General features: G+C 51.2%; 12 protein-coding genes. 10 read left to right on the forward strand and 2 right to left on the reverse strand.

The window, feature by feature from the left end; genetic code table 11:
- The 3 genes from C6A40_RS13530 to C6A40_RS13540 form a co-directional block, all read left to right on the forward strand.
- On the forward strand, positions 1-873 hold an 873-nt coding region (locus tag C6A40_RS13530; RefSeq protein WP_239991050.1), incomplete at its 5' end, for a flagellin N-terminal helical domain-containing protein.
- Positions 874-1,060: 187 nt separating this feature from the next.
- On the forward strand, positions 1,061-1,966 hold the full coding sequence (locus tag C6A40_RS13535; RefSeq protein WP_058657648.1) for a flagellin N-terminal helical domain-containing protein: 906 nt from the start codon (positions 1,061-1,063) through the stop codon (positions 1,964-1,966).
- Between the two features lie 176 nt (positions 1,967-2,142).
- Complete coding sequence (locus tag C6A40_RS13540) at positions 2,143-5,838, forward strand: glycosyltransferase (protein ID WP_045335087.1); 3,696 nt, start codon at positions 2,143-2,145, stop codon at positions 5,836-5,838.
- Between the two features lie 42 nt (positions 5,839-5,880).
- Here the strand turns inward: C6A40_RS13540 and C6A40_RS13545 are convergent, their stop codons facing one another.
- Together C6A40_RS13545 and C6A40_RS13550 are read right to left on the reverse strand one after the other, a co-directional pair.
- Positions 5,881-9,396, reverse strand: a complete 3,516-nt coding sequence (locus C6A40_RS13545) for a glycosyltransferase (RefSeq protein WP_045335084.1) — start codon at positions 9,394-9,396, stop codon at positions 5,881-5,883.
- A gap of 13 nt (positions 9,397-9,409) precedes the next feature.
- Positions 9,410-10,195, reverse strand: a complete 786-nt coding sequence (locus tag C6A40_RS13550) for a dTDP-4-amino-4,6-dideoxyglucose formyltransferase (RefSeq protein WP_232830955.1) — start codon at positions 10,193-10,195, stop codon at positions 9,410-9,412.
- A 250-nt stretch (positions 10,196-10,445) separates the two neighbouring features.
- Here C6A40_RS13550 and C6A40_RS13555 point away from each other — a divergent pair, with 250 nt between their 5' ends.
- The 7 genes from C6A40_RS13555 to tcyN all read left to right on the forward strand — a co-directional run bounded on the left by C6A40_RS13555 (position 10,446) and on the right by tcyN (position 16,580).
- Positions 10,446-11,597, forward strand: a complete 1,152-nt coding sequence (locus tag C6A40_RS13555) for a DegT/DnrJ/EryC1/StrS family aminotransferase (protein WP_114191295.1) — start codon at positions 10,446-10,448, stop codon at positions 11,595-11,597.
- A gap of 238 nt (positions 11,598-11,835) precedes the next feature.
- Positions 11,836-12,555, forward strand: a complete 720-nt coding sequence (locus C6A40_RS13560) for an RNA polymerase sigma factor FliA (protein ID WP_008500338.1) — start codon at positions 11,836-11,838, stop codon at positions 12,553-12,555.
- Positions 12,556-12,609: 54 nt separating this feature from the next.
- Entirely contained in the window at positions 12,610-13,161 is a 552-nt protein-coding gene (fliZ, locus tag C6A40_RS13565; protein WP_008500339.1) for a flagella biosynthesis regulatory protein FliZ, read from the forward strand.
- Positions 13,162-13,247: 86 nt separating this feature from the next.
- Positions 13,248-14,048, forward strand: coding sequence for a cystine ABC transporter substrate-binding protein (gene tcyJ, locus C6A40_RS13570; protein WP_021240470.1), 801 nt, complete (start codon positions 13,248-13,250; stop codon positions 14,046-14,048).
- Positions 14,049-14,154: 106 nt separating this feature from the next.
- Positions 14,155-15,141, forward strand: coding sequence for a D-cysteine desulfhydrase (dcyD, locus tag C6A40_RS13575; RefSeq protein WP_023293886.1), 987 nt, complete (start codon positions 14,155-14,157; stop codon positions 15,139-15,141).
- A gap of 21 nt (positions 15,142-15,162) precedes the next feature.
- Positions 15,163-15,831 (forward strand): cystine ABC transporter permease, encoded by a 669-nt coding sequence (gene tcyL, locus C6A40_RS13580; protein ID WP_008500342.1) that lies wholly within the window; start codon positions 15,163-15,165, stop codon positions 15,829-15,831.
- Complete coding sequence (gene tcyN, locus C6A40_RS13585; RefSeq protein ID WP_008500343.1) at positions 15,828-16,580, forward strand: L-cystine ABC transporter ATP-binding protein TcyN; 753 nt, start codon at positions 15,828-15,830, stop codon at positions 16,578-16,580. The genes tcyL and tcyN overlap by 4 nt, the downstream gene beginning before the upstream one ends.
- Positions 16,581-16,588 lie beyond the last annotated feature (8 nt).

The following is a 16,588-nucleotide window of genomic DNA, read 5'->3' on the forward strand; positions in this document are numbered from 1 at the left end:
CTGATGACTCAGAACAACCTGAGCAAATCTCAGTCTTCTCTGGGCACCGCGATCGAGCGTCTGTCCTCCGGTCTGCGTATCAACAGCGCGAAAGACGACGCTGCTGGTCAGGCGATTGCTAACCGTTTCACCTCTAACATCAACGGTCTGACCGTTGCTGCACGTAACGCCAACGACGGTATCTCTCTGGCGCAGACGGCAGAAGGCGCACTGAGCGAAATCAACAACAACCTGCAGCGTATCCGTGATCTGACCGTTCAGGCACAGAACAGCTCTAACTCTGCTTCCGACATCGACTCCATCCAGGCTGAAGTTAACCAGCGTATGGAAGAAGTGAACCGCGTAACGACTCAGACAGACTTCAACGGCATCAAAGTGCTGAACACCGGTTCAGGCACCAGCAGCTACAGCTTCCAGGTGGGTTCTAAAGACAGCGAAACCATCTCTATCGGCCTGAGCAGCTCTGATAGCTACAACCTGTTCAGCGTCAGCACTGCGACCGGTGCTACAGGCGGCATGGTGAACGGTAACGCACGTACCACCTCCGCAGAAGGTTTCGACGTTCTGAGCGGTACTGTGACCTCCGGCGGTACGACCAACGGTAGCCCACTGGCAGACATCGATGCGGCAATCAAATCCGTAGACAACCAGCGCAGCCTGCTGGGTGCGTCTCAGAACCGTTTTGAGTCTACAATTACCAACCTGAACAACACCGTGAACAACCTGTCTGCTGCCCGCAGCCGTATTCAGGATTCAGATTACGCGACCGAAGTGTCCAACATGTCTCGTGCGCAGATCCTGCAGCAGGCTGGCTCTTCCGTACTGGCTCAGGCCAATCAGGTTCCGCAGACCATGCTGTCCCTGCTGCGTTAATCGCCGTTATGACAGACAAAAAGCGCCGCATGTCGGCGCTTTTTTCTTTTAAAATCAAGGTGAAATAAGAAAATAAAAAAATATCAAAAGATCTAAAGTTTGCAAATGCCCTGTCGATAACCTTTATGAAGGCGATGAAGCCCCTGGCAGCTAGCCGGAACTCATAATCAATTAAAGGATACTTACCATGGCAGTGATTAATACTAACACTCTGTCGCTGATGACTCAGAACAACCTGAGCAAATCTCAGTCTTCTCTGGGCACCGCGATCGAGCGTCTGTCCTCCGGTCTGCGCATCAACAGCGCAAAAGACGACGCTGCTGGTCAGGCGATCGCTAACCGCTTCACCTCTAACATCAACGGTCTGACCGTTGCTGCACGTAACGCCAACGACGGTATCTCTCTGGCGCAGACGGCAGAAGGCGCACTGAGCGAAATCAACAACAACCTGCAGCGTATCCGTGATCTGACCGTTCAGGCACAGAACAGCTCTAACTCTGCTTCCGACATCGACTCCATCCAGGCTGAAGTTAACCAGCGTATGGAAGAAGTGAACCGCGTAACGACTCAGACAGACTTCAACGGCATCAAAGTGCTGAACACCGGTTCAGGCACCAGCAGCTACAGCTTCCAGGTGGGTTCTAAAGACAGCGAAACCATCTCCATCGGCCTGAGCAGCTCCAACGCATTCAACCTTTACAATGCCACTGGCGCAACCTTTACTACTACTGGCCAAACCATCAACGGTAATGCACGTACAACAGCAGCAGAAGGTTTCGACGTTCTGAGCGGTACTGTTAACGCAACCGGTGGAGTTGACGGTGGCCCACTGGCAGACATCGATGCGGCAATCAAGTCCGTAGACAACCAGCGCAGCCTGCTGGGTGCGTCTCAGAACCGTTTCGAGTCTACCATCACCAACCTGAACAACACCGTGAACAACCTGTCTGCTGCCCGCAGCCGTATTCAGGATTCAGATTACGCGACCGAGGTGTCCAACATGTCCCGCGCGCAGATCCTGCAGCAGGCTGGCTCTTCCGTACTGGCCCAGGCCAACCAGGTTCCGCAGACCATGCTGTCCCTGCTGCGTTAATTGGAGTGGCGTTAAAAAGGCATCTTCGGATGCCTTTTTTTTTGGCCAATCGCCAGATATAGAGAGGTTTCTGCCAGTTTCTTTGCGCCATGCTTTGTTAGCCATCATGCAAAATAATCCGATAGTTTATCGCGTCTTACGTACGCGCTAGCGTTCTGCCACAAAAAGGATCCTACATGCCACGCTATCTGGTCAGTGTTGATAAATTTGAAGCCTATACCCCGTGCACTCTCGAAATTCTTGACCTGATAGCATTCTGGCTGGCTTCTGGGTTAGAGGTTGATATTTGTACGGAATCTGCAGGCAGGGGGCTCAAGGATAAAATCAGTATGCTGCAGGCAACGGGGCGTTGCCGGCTCGTCACAGAGGAGACGGGGGAGTTGGCGTCCCAATATGAGATGATTTTTATCTGGAAAGGTTTTCTGAGCCAAAAGCTACTGTCCACTCTGGCCGAGCAGCGCCTGCACTGCGCCCTGGTTTTCCGCCATTTCAGCGACTATGACGATCTCTATATTCCCTACGGGCCACAGCGCGAAAATGCGATGGCGTCATTGACGCTGGGGTTGTCAGAGCTGACCTGCGAGCAATTAAAGATCACCGGTATTGATGAACAGCAACTGATGCTAATGCCCTGGCTGGTACCGCCATCATTTACGAATTATGAACCAAAACCACAGGTAAAGACGTTAAGACAGATCCTTTTTATTGGATCTGAGATGACAGCGGAGATGTACGAGCTTCAGCAAAAAGCAGCAGTCAAAGGGATTTCACTCCACTGGCTTGACGACAAAAACCAATTGCATTTGCTCGAACCGGAATGGCTTTCTCAGTATGACGTGATAATTGGCAACGAGTACGTCGTGCCAAAGGCGCTGGCGTTGGGGATCCCACTGTTTCTTGCGGTTAATAACTATGTTGAGGGGTATCTGGGGGCTGATAATCTTGAACGTCATGCGTTTGATCACTTCAGCGGAATCTCTCTGCGTAACTGTCCTGACAGCGATGAGTGGCTCTCGTTGTTGCAAAGCGGCTATCCTCAGGCCGCAGAATGGGCGCTACATAATCGCCTCTACTGGGAGCAGAAATATGGCATATCTGGTGTAATGGACAGGCTTTTATCCAGAACGCTGGCGGTGAAATGCCCCGTGCTGGATAGTCAGGCCTGTTACGCGTTCACTCTCCATCGCAAGGCGCTGTTGGCACACCAGTCTTTAAAATACTCCCTAACCCGCTGGCTGGCGGATCGTCAGATTAGCCCTGCACGACGTCAGGCGATGAGCGAGATCGTTTTGAAGACACCTGGCGCATCTGATATAGGCGTGGTGGTGGTCTCCCGCGACGGAGATGCCGACGCTTGCCGACGTACACTCTCTTCCCTGAGCCAACAGACGCTGGCGGCACTGAGTGTTGATGTAATTGCTGAAAAACCGCTAGCAGAGGTGGGGGAGCCTGTTCAAGTAGCGACCTCGGGCTGGGTAGCATGTGTCAATAGTCTGCTACCGCAACGACGAGCCGGAATGCTGCTGGTGCTCCCGGCCGGATTTAGCCTGAATAACGACGCATTACTCCATTTTGCGCTTTTCAGAGTGACCTCACCTGACTCTCTTGTGGTCTATTGTGATGAGATGATGCAGCAGGCCAACGAAGAACCGAACATCACACTGCGTCCAGGGGTGAATATCGACTTGCTGAGAAGCTTCCCCTACGTTGGGCAGACGTTACTGATTAACCGGGAGGCCGCGCAACAGCTCGGTGGCCTTAATGAGCAGTATCCAGAGATGGCGATTATTGATCTCTTATGGCGTTTTGTTGAAGCGGTTGGCCCTTGCGCCATCGGACGTGTTCCGGAAGTTCTGGTCAGTGCCAGTCGGCTCGCTACCGTGTGGATCCGGGATGAGGATGTTCAGGCGGAACACGAACGGATAGTCGCAGCGCATATGGCACGCCTTGGTATATCGGTGACGGTGGAGCGGGGGGATGATACCCCTGTTTCACGGGTTCGCTATCACTGGAGAGCCACACCTCTCGTCTCCATCATTATTCCCAGCCGGGATCATGTTTCGCTCCTGCGCCGCTGTATTGAAAGTCTGATGGAAAAAACCGAGTATGCTCAATACGAACTGCTGATTGTGGATAATCAGTCAACGGATCCGGATGCCTGTGATTTTCTCCATCAGCTCGAACAGTTGGGAATCGACCAGGTTCGGGTACTTCGCCATCACCATCCGTTCAATTTTGCTCAAATCAATAACCTGGCTGCACAACATGCCAGAGGCGATCTCCTGCTGTTTCTCAACAACGACTGCGAAATTATTGAAGGTGACTGGCTGCATGCCCTGGTTGAACAGGCATTGCGGCCGGAAATCGCGCTGGTGGGGGCTCGTCTTGAATATGCCGATGGCCGCATTCAGCACGGCGGTTATCTGACAGGAATTATGCAGGGGGTGGGAACGGTCTTTGACGGTGCCGAGGGAGGGAGCAGCGGCTATCAGCACTACCTTAATGCACCACATAATCTCACGGGAGTCAGTGCCGCCTGTCTGATGGTCAGAAAAGAGGTCTTCTTCGCACTGAATGGGTTCACTGAAGAAACATTCCCTCTCTATTTTGCCGATATTGATCTCGGGTTACGAGCGCAGCAACTAGGTTATTTAAATCTCTGGACTCCTTTCGCCAGAGTGAAGCATATGGGAGGGGCGACGCGTCTTCTGCACCATAAATTCCAAGTTCAGGAGCGGCCTGTAGCCGCAGATTATGCCGCGCTGCGTAAGACCTGGGGTAAGAAACTTCTGGCGGATCCCTCGTACCATCCGCTGATGCAAAAAACTGGGACTGCATTTACCCTCAGTGAAAATACCGCTCGTTTCCATCAACCGTTGCCGGGGCGTCCACTACCTGTTGTGCTTGCACATCACATTAACTGGCAGGGAAATGGTCACCATCGCGTGTTGCAACCCTTCAACGCGTTGGAGCGCCATCACATGATGGAAGGGGGGATAATAGGTGCAATTCCGGGCGTAATGGAAGTCGCGCAACTTGAACCTGATGTGGTGTTGCTTGAACTGCCAACTGGTGGGCGCTTCCCGGAAGTAATGCAGCAGATGCGGGAGGCCACAGGTGCGAAAATCATCGTCGAGTACGATGACTATCTGTTAAACCTGCCGATGAAAAACGGTAATAACAGCAAGTTCCCGCCAAATATGGTGAAAAGTCTGCGCAAAATTATGGATAGTGCAGACTGGGTAGTGGTGTCTACTGAACCACTCGCCGAGGCTTACAGCCGTTTCCACGGCGATATCCGCATTGCGCAAAACCGTCTGGCACCGGATCAATGGGGACATCTTCAGGGACAGCGACTGACGGGGAAAAAGTTACGTGTCGGATGGGCCGGTGGCAGCTCGCATGCAGGTGACCTTGAGATCCTGCTTCCGGTAATCAAAGAGCTTGAGAACGAGGTGGATTGGGTCTTTATGGGAATGAAACCCCGTAATGTTCGCTGCGAGTTCCATCCGGGGGTTCCCTTTGATATGTATCCAGAGAAACTGGCAAGCCTAAACCTTGATCTTGCTCTGGTACCGTTGGAAATGAACCATTTTAACGAATGTAAGAGTAACCTACGTCTGCTGGAAATTGGTACCTGTGGCGTTCCGATCATTGCGACCGACATTGCGCCGTACCGCTGTGGACTGCCAGTAACGCTGGTTGAAAACCGCTTTAAAGACTGGGTAAACACAATTCGAGCCCATATCAATGACACCACGTTGCTGGCCCGTCAGGGCGATGCATTACGTGAAGCAGTTCACCGGGACTGGTATCTGCGTAAGAGCGGGCTGGATGAGTGGCAGAGGGCCTGGCTAGCAACTGGGAAGTAATAAAAAAGGCGCGGTTAACGCGCCTTTTTTGTGCATCAGCTCTTACCTTCGAACCCAGATATCAAGACGCTTACGCAGGGATGCCTCAGTAAGGAGCCCCTCGTTATGAACCCAGGAATGCAGGTTATCTGCCTGCCGCGATGCCAGTACTGTGTCCAGATGCTTGGTGATGGCTTCTGTCCAGCTTTTGGCGCTGTTTTTCACCCGTGTTACCGGCTCCGGGGTTTGCATACCTGGGATATCGCTGCAGATAACCGGATACCCGCAGGCACCAAATTCCAGCAGTCTTATCGAACTGCGATGGCGGTTGCGGGCGGTGTCAGCCAACGGCTCAACCACCACATCCAGTTTAAGGGATGCCAGTGCTTGCGGGTAGTGCGCGAAGCTCGTCCCAGCATGGTATTCCGCGACGTACTGGCGCAGGGAAGGTGGGCAATAACCCATTACCACCCAGTCGACGTGGTCAGCGAGTTGTCTGACGACAGAGTGGATAATATCCAGATCGGATGCGGTGGAACGGTCACCGACCCAGCCGATGCGCGGTTTTACACCAGAGTTACGCTGAACGTTGAGTTTACCCCACATAAGTGGTGAGAGACCGGGAGAAACAACCTGAATTTCCTTATGCCAGGCGGCGCAGCTTTCTGCTAGCGCATTAGAGGAGACCACAACGCGATCGACATGGCGTAGTGTCGCCTGGAGATCGGTGTGATGGTCTGCAGGTAAAAAATCGTCCAACACAAAAACGGTAAATTGCCCGGTGGCTTTACGCAGACGCTCCAGCCACTCCTGCGCCGCAGGGGTGATCGTTTGCTGAAGGATCAGGCTTGTCGGGGCAATTCTCGCCATTTCTCCAATCGAAGGAGGAGCTAAAGGGAGTAAGGTTCTTGCCAGCGCATGATTATCCAGCATTTCCATTTGAGCGATCAGGTGGTGAGCGCTGGAACGGGAACGATCAACAGGCAGCGTCAGAAGGATGGGGAGGGGCCGCCAGTGTAAAGGATCCCATGTTCCAGGTGCGTCAAGCTGAAGCTGAAAGCCAGCGTTGTTGCGGGACAGGTTCGGATTGTAGGCAGGATCGTTAGCAATAACCGGCAGCCATTTTTGATACATCGCATCCTGTTCACCCATAAAACGCTGGCGTTTTTTCTCCTGGGTTGCTTTATCCACCGTATTTTGACTGACGCTGCCCTCATGCATCACGACAGCATACGGTGTCCAGACGGTAAGATAGCCCGCTTCACGAACTTTAAGGCAGAGATCGACATCGTTATAAGAGACGCGGAACTGCTCCTCATCTAGTCCACCCACCTGTTCATAAACGGCTTTACGAATTAACATACAGGCCGCTGTGACCACGCTGTAGTTTTGATCGGTCTGAAGGCGATGCATATAGCCTGTTTTATCCGGTGTACTGTCGATAAAAGGGTGATCGGCAGGACCACGCAGTCCCATCACCACCCCAGCGTGCTGGACATTGCCGCCAGGGTAAAGCAATTTGGCACCGACAATGCCGACTTCTGGTCGCAGCCCATGGTTGAGCAGATGATCGAGCCAGTAGCCATCAATAATGGCTGTATCATTATTCAGCAGTACCAGATACTCGCCGTGCGCCTCGCGGGCGGCCATATTGTTGATGCCGGAGTAGTTAAACGGATGCGGATATCGCAGTACGCGGATGCGTTGTGGATCGATGGTAGCAATCCCCTTCAGCCACTCAAGCGCTTCCCGCGTTTCGCTGTTGTTATCCACAATAAGCACTTCATAATTTTTATAGCGCGTCTTTTCCAGCAGGGTGGTAACACAAGGGATTAGGACCGCCAGCTGATCTTTTGTTGGAATGATGATGGAAACCAAGGGGGTATCAGCGTGGTTATAGCGCAGGGCATAAATGCCCGGTAGAGGGGTTTCCACCTCCCCCTGGGGATAACCGCGCTGGCGGAGATGGTTACGCAGGATAGCCTTCTCTTCATCCTTAGCAATCTGCACCTGACTATGAGCAGCGACGAGCGGTTCAGGCAGATGGCCTGCGACATGGAGCCCTTTTTGCTCAATAAGCCGTACAATATATTCAAATTCCCATGCCTGTCGGTACATTCTGTTGAATCCGCCAAGAGACACCAAAGTCGAACGTTTAAAAATCCAATGACGAGCCAATTCAGTAGGATTACTTAACAACAGATCAAGGTTAAAGTCGGGGCGCAGGATTGTTCCCGTGAACTGACCCCCTTCATTACAGACTTCATCAAAATAGACGGCATCGCAACTGTTTGCGCTCTCAAGTAGCAAATCGAGCGACAATAACCCGCCACTAAGTAGCGTTTCTCCGGCGTCAATCACCATGACCCACTCATATTGTGAATCAGTGAGGTAACCATTAATTTGGGATACGCTATTAACACGGTTGGTTTCGAGTCGGTCAACCTGATAAGAAAATGCTGCATAGGAGTCGCCAAAGACAACACAGTGAAGGCTCAGACCAAACCCTTGCCAAGACTGAATACTGGCAAGCGTAGTTTCAACTGCTATGTTATCGCCGTGGTAGCGGATTAGAATGCAGAGCGTTTGATTAACATTCCGCTCACGATGCCAGGACAGTGCCAGATCGTAGTGTTGGGGAGGAAGAGATTTTTCTGCCACCCAATTTTTAATCTGAGAACTTTGATACGCCTGTATCGAACGGTGCAGAGAGTGATGTAATGCATGAAGGAGGTTAACGGTATGAGTATCCTGGGGGGATGAAGCCGATGCAATTGTTACGAACTGATTCTGATCTTTATTTCCCTTATACCATCCGAGTTTCTTTATAAGCTGCGGCATGAGTGAGTAGGTTCGGGCAACCTGGTCACGTTGGTGTTTTGCCATCTGACTGATCTGGGCATCAGATATACGGAAAGATGAGAGGGGTTCGAATATAAAAGCAAGATCGCCTTTGTTAAACAACTTCATCATCAATGCTACGTCAGCAAAGTAGGGCATTTCCTGACGATCGATATTGAAAATCTGATCACCAAACGCGAGCAAATCATCTCTGTAACAGAGAAAAACGCTTGGTTCACCGATGAAATTGACTTGGTAATCACACAAGAAAGAGATGAGATCGTTGCCGTTTAGCAGGGTATCCTGTGTGAAGGGAAACGCTGTAGCGATAACATCAGGTAACGTATTGCCATTTTCGTCTATCCGTGTTCTTCGGGAAGAGGCGATGACACAGTTGGGGTTATGCGCAAGAATACCAACCAATCTGGAGACACAATTTTCAGTTAAAACATCATCATCATAAAGGAACTTAACATATTTTCCTTTTGCGTGGCTGAGACAATGTAATACATTGCCGGTTTCCAGTAGGCGTTCGCGGTTTCGGAACCAGCGCACAGGCTTTTTCTGAGCTTGGCTGAGACGTTCACAAATTATTCGAATTGAATCGTTTTCACTGTCATCACAAACGATAATTTCGGTATTCTGCCAGTCCTGTGCCATTGCGCTAAGCAATGCTTGTTCGAAGAAATCTGATTTGTAGGCAGGAATTAAAATACTGACTAGATCTTGCTGAGACATAGTATTTCCGGTGTTAGTCGTTGTTATATTCTGACGAAGCGTTATCTGCTTCAAAATTGAGTCTGACGTAGTATTTTCGACCCTGTTCATCGCGAAAAAAGGCATTCCTCAATTCGCCGTGTGTCAGGGCACGCAAAAGATCAAGGTGTTCCTGCAGAGTACCCGTTGCATTTAGATCAAGCTCACAAAGAGTTTCAAAGTCACGAATGCTGTTGTAGTTCCCCTCACTGGAAAGCCGTACTGTGGAGTAATTTCCTGCAATAATATCAGCCAGATGTTGCTCTAATAATGTTTTTTCCATCGTGATTATTCGTCGGTAGACATCCAGGGACGTATCTGATTGCAGAATGTCGACCGGAGCCTGAAACAGAACTGGACCATGATCAACATCGCTGTCCATAAGATGGACTGTCACACCTGCAGGTTTTTTATTAATAATTGAGAATATTTGTGGAAACCAGCCCCGATTGAACGGATTTAGCCCTGGGTGAATATTGATACAGGTCACAGCATTAACCAGCCGTTCGGGAAAAATTTGCTTGCAGTGCAAGCTAATCACAAGATTGGCTTTCAGTATAATGTTTTCAAGGCTGACAGGATCTTTCAGATTGATAGGCGTTGCTCCGAGTTTTTTCATTACACCCGGATGCTGATTTTTAGCGGAGTAAAATAGTTGAAATACAATATCGTCCCGCCCCGGTAACCTGTTCAAGAGCTGTATAAGATATTCGGATAACTCAGGATTATCGGAAATAACCATGAGGTGCATGTTTTGCCGTTGGTTGGAATTATCAGTCATTCTGAATCTCATCAGGTAGGAAACCACGCCGGAGTCACGTGTAGGCTCAGAATGAAAATTGTAATGGAGGTGCTTCAGATTCATAGGTCAAACAACACTCAGTTTATGAGCTTGCTTTTGCTATTGACCTTATGGTCTGTATCAAATGAGAGCAAATATAGACGTAAAACCTGCGCCTTTTCGACCGATTATCTCCTGGATTTAGGGAATAAGATGGACAGTAAACGACTAAACTGCGGCGCAATAGGTAATGAACAATAAAATTTTTGTGACGAGCCCTTTACTTCCACCTTTGGAGGAGTTCATCCCCTATCTGGAGAAAATGTGGGCCAGTAAAGTCCTCACGAATGGGGGGGGGTTTCATCAAGAACTTGAGGCTACTCTCGCTGATTACCTTGGCGTGAAGTATGTCAGCTTGTTTTCTAATGGTACACTTGCGTTGCTTACTGCGCTACAAGCGCTACGTATCTCTGGTGAGGTAATAACTACTCCCTATTCCTTTGTTGCAACATCTCACACGTTATTGTGGAACGGTTTGACGCCTGTATTTGCCGATATTAACCCTGAAACCTTTAACATCGATCCCGATAAAATTGAAGAACTGATCACGCCGCACACAACCGCTATTATGCCTGTTCATTGCTATGGTATTCCATGTCAAGTTGAAAAAATACAAAAAATTGCGGATATATACGGTCTGCGTGTTATATATGATGCGGCGCATGCGTTTGGTGTAAAGAAAAATGGTGTAAGCGTGCTTACTCATGGTGATTTATCTGTTCTCAGTTTTCATGCGACGAAAGTCTTCAATACATTTGAAGGGGGGGCGATTATTTCTCATGATCTTAAAACCAAACAGCGAATAGATTATCTGAAAAATTTCGGGTTTGCAGGTGAAACCAAAGTAGTTGCGCCAGGAATCAATGCCAAAATGAGTGAAGTGTCTGCTGCATTTGGCCTGCTGCAGCTTAAACATATCGATCGGGCACTAGGAGCGCGTAAAGATATCTATAACCGTTACATGTGCTATCTTGCTGATATTAAAGGGATTTCATTTTATCAATTTAAGGGGGATTATGAATGGAATTACGCCTATTTCCCGGTGCTTGTTGAAGCGGATTTTGCTCTTAGTCGAGATGAGCTCTACGAAATGCTAAAGCTGGATGACATATATGTGAGACGTTATTTCTATCCACTTATTAGTACATTTCCTATGTACCGACATCTTGATTCCGCAGCGCCTGAAGAATTAGTTGTAGCGAGTAGTATTGCGCAAAAAATACTGTGTCTACCGATTTTCCCTGATTTGACAGAAGCGGAACAGGATAAAATTATTGCAGCCGTACGTCGTTTGAGCGTGCAGGCGAATAATGAAACGAAAGGTTCGCAAAAAGTTGCCTAATGAACACTGGATATAGATTTTGAATCATAATTGCTATGAGCCACGATGAGCGCCTGGTTTCTGCCGGGCTGTATACAAACATAGTGTTGATTATTGTCATAATACTGCGTCAGATCAGAAACTGTACATTGTTCATTGGTGCAAATAACCCCCCATTTCACCCACTATTCTCCCGATTAAAACCCCTCCAGAATTGGATAATCATGCCGATAACTCAACTAACGCAGGGCTGTTTATCGTGAATTCACTCTATACCGCTGAAGGTGTAATGGATAAACACTCGCTGTGGCAGCGTTATGTCCCGCTGGTGCGTCACGAAGCATTGCGCCTCCAGGTGCGCTTGCCGGCGAGCGTGGAACTCGACGATCTGCTACAGGCGGGCGGTATCGGGTTATTGAATGCAGTTGACCGATACGACGCTCTGCAAGGAACGGCATTTACGACTTACGCAGTTCAGCGTATTCGTGGTGCGATGCTGGACGAGCTGCGCAGCCGTGACTGGGTGCCACGCAGTGTTCGCCGCAACGCACGCGAAGTGGCGCATGCGATGGGGCAGCTGGAACAGGAACTGGGACGCAACGCAACGGAAACCGAAGTGGCGGATCGTCTTGGCATTGCTGTTGAAGAGTATCGTCAGATGTTGCTCGATACCAATAATAGCCAACTCTTCTCTTATGACGAGTGGCGAGAAGAGCATGGCGATAGCATCGAGCTGGTGACGGATGAGCACCAGCAAGAAAACCCGTTACACCATTTAATGGAAGGGAATTTACGCCAGCGCGTCATGGAAGCTATTGAAGCTCTGCCTGAACGCGAACAGCTGGTATTGACCCTTTATTACCAGGAAGAGCTTAACCTCAAAGAGATTGGCGCTGTTCTGGAGGTGGGAGAGTCGCGGGTGAGCCAGTTGCACAGCCAGGCCATTAAACGCTTACGAACCAAGCTGGGTAAGTTATAGGTGATTGATTCACCTTAAAAATGCCGCACAACGTATTGACAACCAGGAGTTATCATGACGGTGCAGCAATCTAAAAGACGGCCTTTAAGCCGCTACCTGAAAGACTTTAAACACAGCCAGACGCATTGCGCCCACTGTAACAAGCTACTCGATCGTATCACGCTGGTTCGCCGCGGCGAAATCGTCAATAAGATCGCGATTTCTCGCCTCGACACGTTGATGGACGAAGCAGCATGGCTCGAAGAGCAAAAAGAGTGGGTGGCGCTTTGCCGTTTCTGTGGCGATCTCCATTGCAAAGAGCAAAGCGACTTCTTCGACATTATCGGCTTCAAGCAGTTCCTGTTTGAACAAACGGAGATGAGCCACGGCACCGTTCGCGAATACGTGGTTCGCCTGCGCCGCCTCGGGCAGCATCTGACCGTGAACAACATTTCCCGCGATCTGCTCAAAACCGGTTATCTCGACGAGAACCTGGAGCCGTGGTTGCCTGCGACCAGCACCAACAACTACCGGATTGCGCTGCGCAAGTACGCACAATATAAGGTACAAATGCCGGGTGCCATAAAGCAGAAAGCCCACGCCGGAACAACTTCTGATATATATTAAAAAAGAATAAGATGTAGCGCAGTCGCCTTTGACGTTGCAGGCGATTTCTCTACACTACGTAAAAATTCCACTATATCGGGGTATTTATGAAATTTGCACTTCTGGGTCGTCAGGCGCTGATGGGTGTTATGGCCGTTGCGCTGGTTGCGGGCATGAGCGTGAAAACGTTCGCCGCAGAAAACCTGCTGAATAAAGTAAAAGAGCGCGGTACGCTGCTGGTCGGGCTGGAAGGTACCTATCCTCCGTTCAGCTTCCAAGGCGATGACGGCAAGCTGACCGGTTTTGAAGTGGAGTTTGCTGAAGAGCTGGCGAAACACCTCGGCGTGAAAGCGTCCCTGAAACCGACCAAATGGGACGGTATGCTGGCGTCGCTGGATTCGAAACGCATTGACGTGGTCATCAACCAGGTCACCATCTCTGACGAGCGTAAGAAGAAGTATGACTTCTCCACCCCGTATACCGTGTCCGGTATTCAGGCGCTGGTGAAGAAAGGCAACGAAGGCACCATCAAAACGGCTGCGGACCTGAAAGGGAAGAAAGTCGGTGTCGGTCTGGGAACCAACTACGAAGAGTGGCTGCGCCAGAACGTTCAGGGCGTGGATATCCGCACCTATGATGATGACCCGACGAAATACCAGGATCTGCGCGTGGGCCGTACCGACGCCATTCTGGTTGATCGCCTGGCAGCACTGGATCTGGTGAAGAAAACCAACAACACCCTGGCGGTAGCGGGTGATGCGTTCTCTCGTCAGGAATCCGGCGTGGCCGTTCGTAAAGGTAACGAAGACCTGGTGAAAGCGATTGATTCCGCGATTGCTGACATGCAAAAAGACGGTAGCCTGAAGGCGCTTTCCGAGAAGTGGTTCGGGGCAGACGTCACGAAATAAGTTTCTGACGTAAAAAAAGGCGCTTTTAAAAGCGCCTTTTTTATTTCTTACGCGTCTGCGTGCATAATGAAAAATATCACATTTTGTCTGAGTTACCGGAGCATCCATGTCACTACAGAATTTAACGCGCTTTCCCCGCCTGGAGTTCATCGGCGCGCCGACGCCGCTGGAGTATCTCCCGCGATTTTCTGATTATTTAGGGCGCGATATTTTTATTAAGCGTGATGACGTGACGCCCATGGCGATGGGGGGCAACAAGCTGCGCAAGCTGGAGTTTCTGGCGGCGGACGCCCTGCGCGAAGGCGCGGATACGCTCATCACTGCCGGGGCCATCCAGTCCAACCACGTTCGCCAGACGGCGGCCGTGGCGGCAAAACTTGGGCTTCACTGCGTGGCATTGCTGGAAAACCCGATTGGCACGCGGGCTGAAAACTATCTCACCAACGGTAACCGCCTGCTGTTAGACCTGTTTAACGTGCAGGTTGAGATGGTTGACGCGCTGACCGACCCGACCGCCCAGCTCGATGAGCTGGCGACGCGTCTGGAAGCGCAGGGTTTTCGCCCCTACGTTATTCCCGTCGGCGGTTCGAATGCGCTGGGCGCGCTGGGGTACGTGGAAAGCGCGCTGGAAATCGCGCAGCAGTGCGAGGGGGCGGTGAGTCTCTCCTCCGTCGTGGTCGCGTCCGGCAGTGCGGGCACCCATGCCGGGCTGGCGGTGGGGCTGGAGCAACTGCTTCCCGAGGTCGAACTGATTGGCGTGACGGTGTCCCGCAGCGTGGCGGATCAGAAGCCGAAAGTGGTTACGCTACAGCAGGCGGTTGCAGAGCAGCTGGAGCTGAAGGCCAAGGCCGATATTCTGCTCTGGGATGACTATTTTGCGCCGGGTTACGGCACGCCGAACGAAGAGGGAATGGAAGCGGTGAAACTGCTGGCGCGCCTCGAGGGCATACTGCTCGATCCGGTCTATACCGGCAAAGCGATGGCCGGACTGATCGACGGCATTGCGCAAAAACGCTTTAAGGATGAAGGGCCGATTTTATTTGTCCATACCGGCGGAGCGCCTGCGCTGTTTGCCTACCATCCTCATGTCTAAAAATCAGGTCGAAAAATAATAATGCAAGAAAGTATTCAACTGGTTATTGATTCTCTGCCGTACCTGCTGAAAGGTGCGGTATTTACGTTGCAGCTCAGTATCGGCGGGATGTTCTTTGGGCTGGTACTGGGATTTATACTGGCCTTAATGCGCTTGTCGCCTGTCCTGCCGGTGCGCTGGCTGGCGCGCTTTTATATCTCCGTGTTTCGCGGTACGCCGCTTATCGCCCAGCTCTTTATGATCTACTACGGCTTACCGCAGTTCGGAATCGAGCTGGATCCGATCCCGGCGGCGATGATTGGCCTGTCGCTCAATACCGCGGCGTACACCTCCGAAACCCTGCGTGCGGCCATCTCCTCCATTGACAAAGGGCAGTGGGAAGCGGCGGCCAGTATCGGGATGACGCCCTGGCAGACGCTGCGCCGGGCCATCCTGCCGCAGGCGGCACGCGTGGCGCTTCCGCCGCTCAGCAACAGCTTTATCAGCCTGGTGAAAGATACCTCCCTGGCGGCAACGATTCAGGTTCCGGAGCTTTTCCGTCAGGCACAGCTCATTACCTCCCGTACGCTTGAGGTCTTTACCATGTATCTGGCCGCCTCGCTGATTTACTGGGTGATGGCGACGGTGCTCTCTGCTCTGCAAAACTACTTCGAAAACCAGCTTAACCGCCAGGAGCGTGATCCAAAATGAGTGCAATTGACGTCAAAAACCTGGTGAAAAAATTCCACGGTCAAACGGTGCTCCACGGGATCGATCTGGAGGTCGAGCAGGGCGAAGTGGTGGCGATTATTGGACCGAGCGGTTCGGGTAAGACGACGCTGCTGCGCAGCATTAACCTGCTTGAACAGCCGGAAGGCGGTACCATCCGGGTCGGGGAGATCACGATTGATACCGGGAAATCCATCAGCCAACAGAAAGGGTTGATACGCCGCCTGCGCCAGCATGTCGGCTTTGTTTTCCAGAACTTCAACCTTTTCCCGCATCGTACGGTGCTGGAGAACATCATCGAAGGGCCGGTGATCGTTAAAGGTGAGCCAAAAGAAGAAGCGACGGCGCGGGCTCGCGAACTGCTCGCCAAAGTAGGGCTGGCGGGGAAAGAGACCAGCTATCCGCGTCGCCTGTCGGGCGGGCAGCAGCAGCGCGTGGCGATTGCGCGCGCGCTGGCGATGCGCCCGGACGTGATCCTGTTTGATGAACCGACCTCTGCGCTCGATCCGGAACTGGTGGGCGAGGTGCTGAACACCATTCGCCAGCTGGCACAGGAGAAACGTACGATGGTGATCGTGACCCATGAAATGAGCTTTGCGCGCGATGTTGCTGACAGAGCCATCTTTATGGATCAGGGACGGATTGTGGAGCAGGGGCCAGCGAAAAGCCTGTTCGCTAACCCTCAACAGCCGCGAACCCGTCAATTCCTTGAAAAATTCCTTATGCAGTAGCATTTTTG

It is taken from the genome of Enterobacter sp. GER_MD16_1505_Eko_090, from assembly GCF_003331015.1.
Lineage (GTDB): Bacteria > Pseudomonadota > Gammaproteobacteria > Enterobacterales > Enterobacteriaceae > Enterobacter > Enterobacter roggenkampii.

Coding starts and splice junctions, on each gene's coding strand:
- C6A40_RS13555 (WP_114191295.1), top strand. CDS start 10,446: ATGAACAATAAAATTTTTGTGACGAGCCCTTTACTTCCACCTTTGGAG.
- C6A40_RS13540 (WP_045335087.1), top strand. CDS start 2,143: ATGCCACGCTATCTGGTCAGTGTTGATAAATTTGAAGCCTATACCCCG.
- C6A40_RS13545 (WP_045335084.1), bottom strand. CDS start 9,396: ATGTCTCAGCAAGATCTAGTCAGTATTTTAATTCCTGCCTACAAATCA.
- tcyN (WP_008500343.1), top strand. CDS start 15,828: ATGAGTGCAATTGACGTCAAAAACCTGGTGAAAAAATTCCACGGTCAA.
- fliZ (WP_008500339.1), top strand. CDS start 12,610: ATGACGGTGCAGCAATCTAAAAGACGGCCTTTAAGCCGCTACCTGAAA.
- C6A40_RS13535 (WP_058657648.1), top strand. CDS start 1,061: ATGGCAGTGATTAATACTAACACTCTGTCGCTGATGACTCAGAACAAC.
- C6A40_RS13550 (WP_232830955.1), bottom strand. CDS start 10,195: ATGACTGATAATTCCAACCAACGGCAAAACATGCACCTCATGGTTATT.
- dcyD (WP_023293886.1), top strand. CDS start 14,155: ATGTCACTACAGAATTTAACGCGCTTTCCCCGCCTGGAGTTCATCGGC.
- tcyJ (WP_021240470.1), top strand. CDS start 13,248: ATGAAATTTGCACTTCTGGGTCGTCAGGCGCTGATGGGTGTTATGGCC.
- tcyL (WP_008500342.1), top strand. CDS start 15,163: ATGCAAGAAAGTATTCAACTGGTTATTGATTCTCTGCCGTACCTGCTG.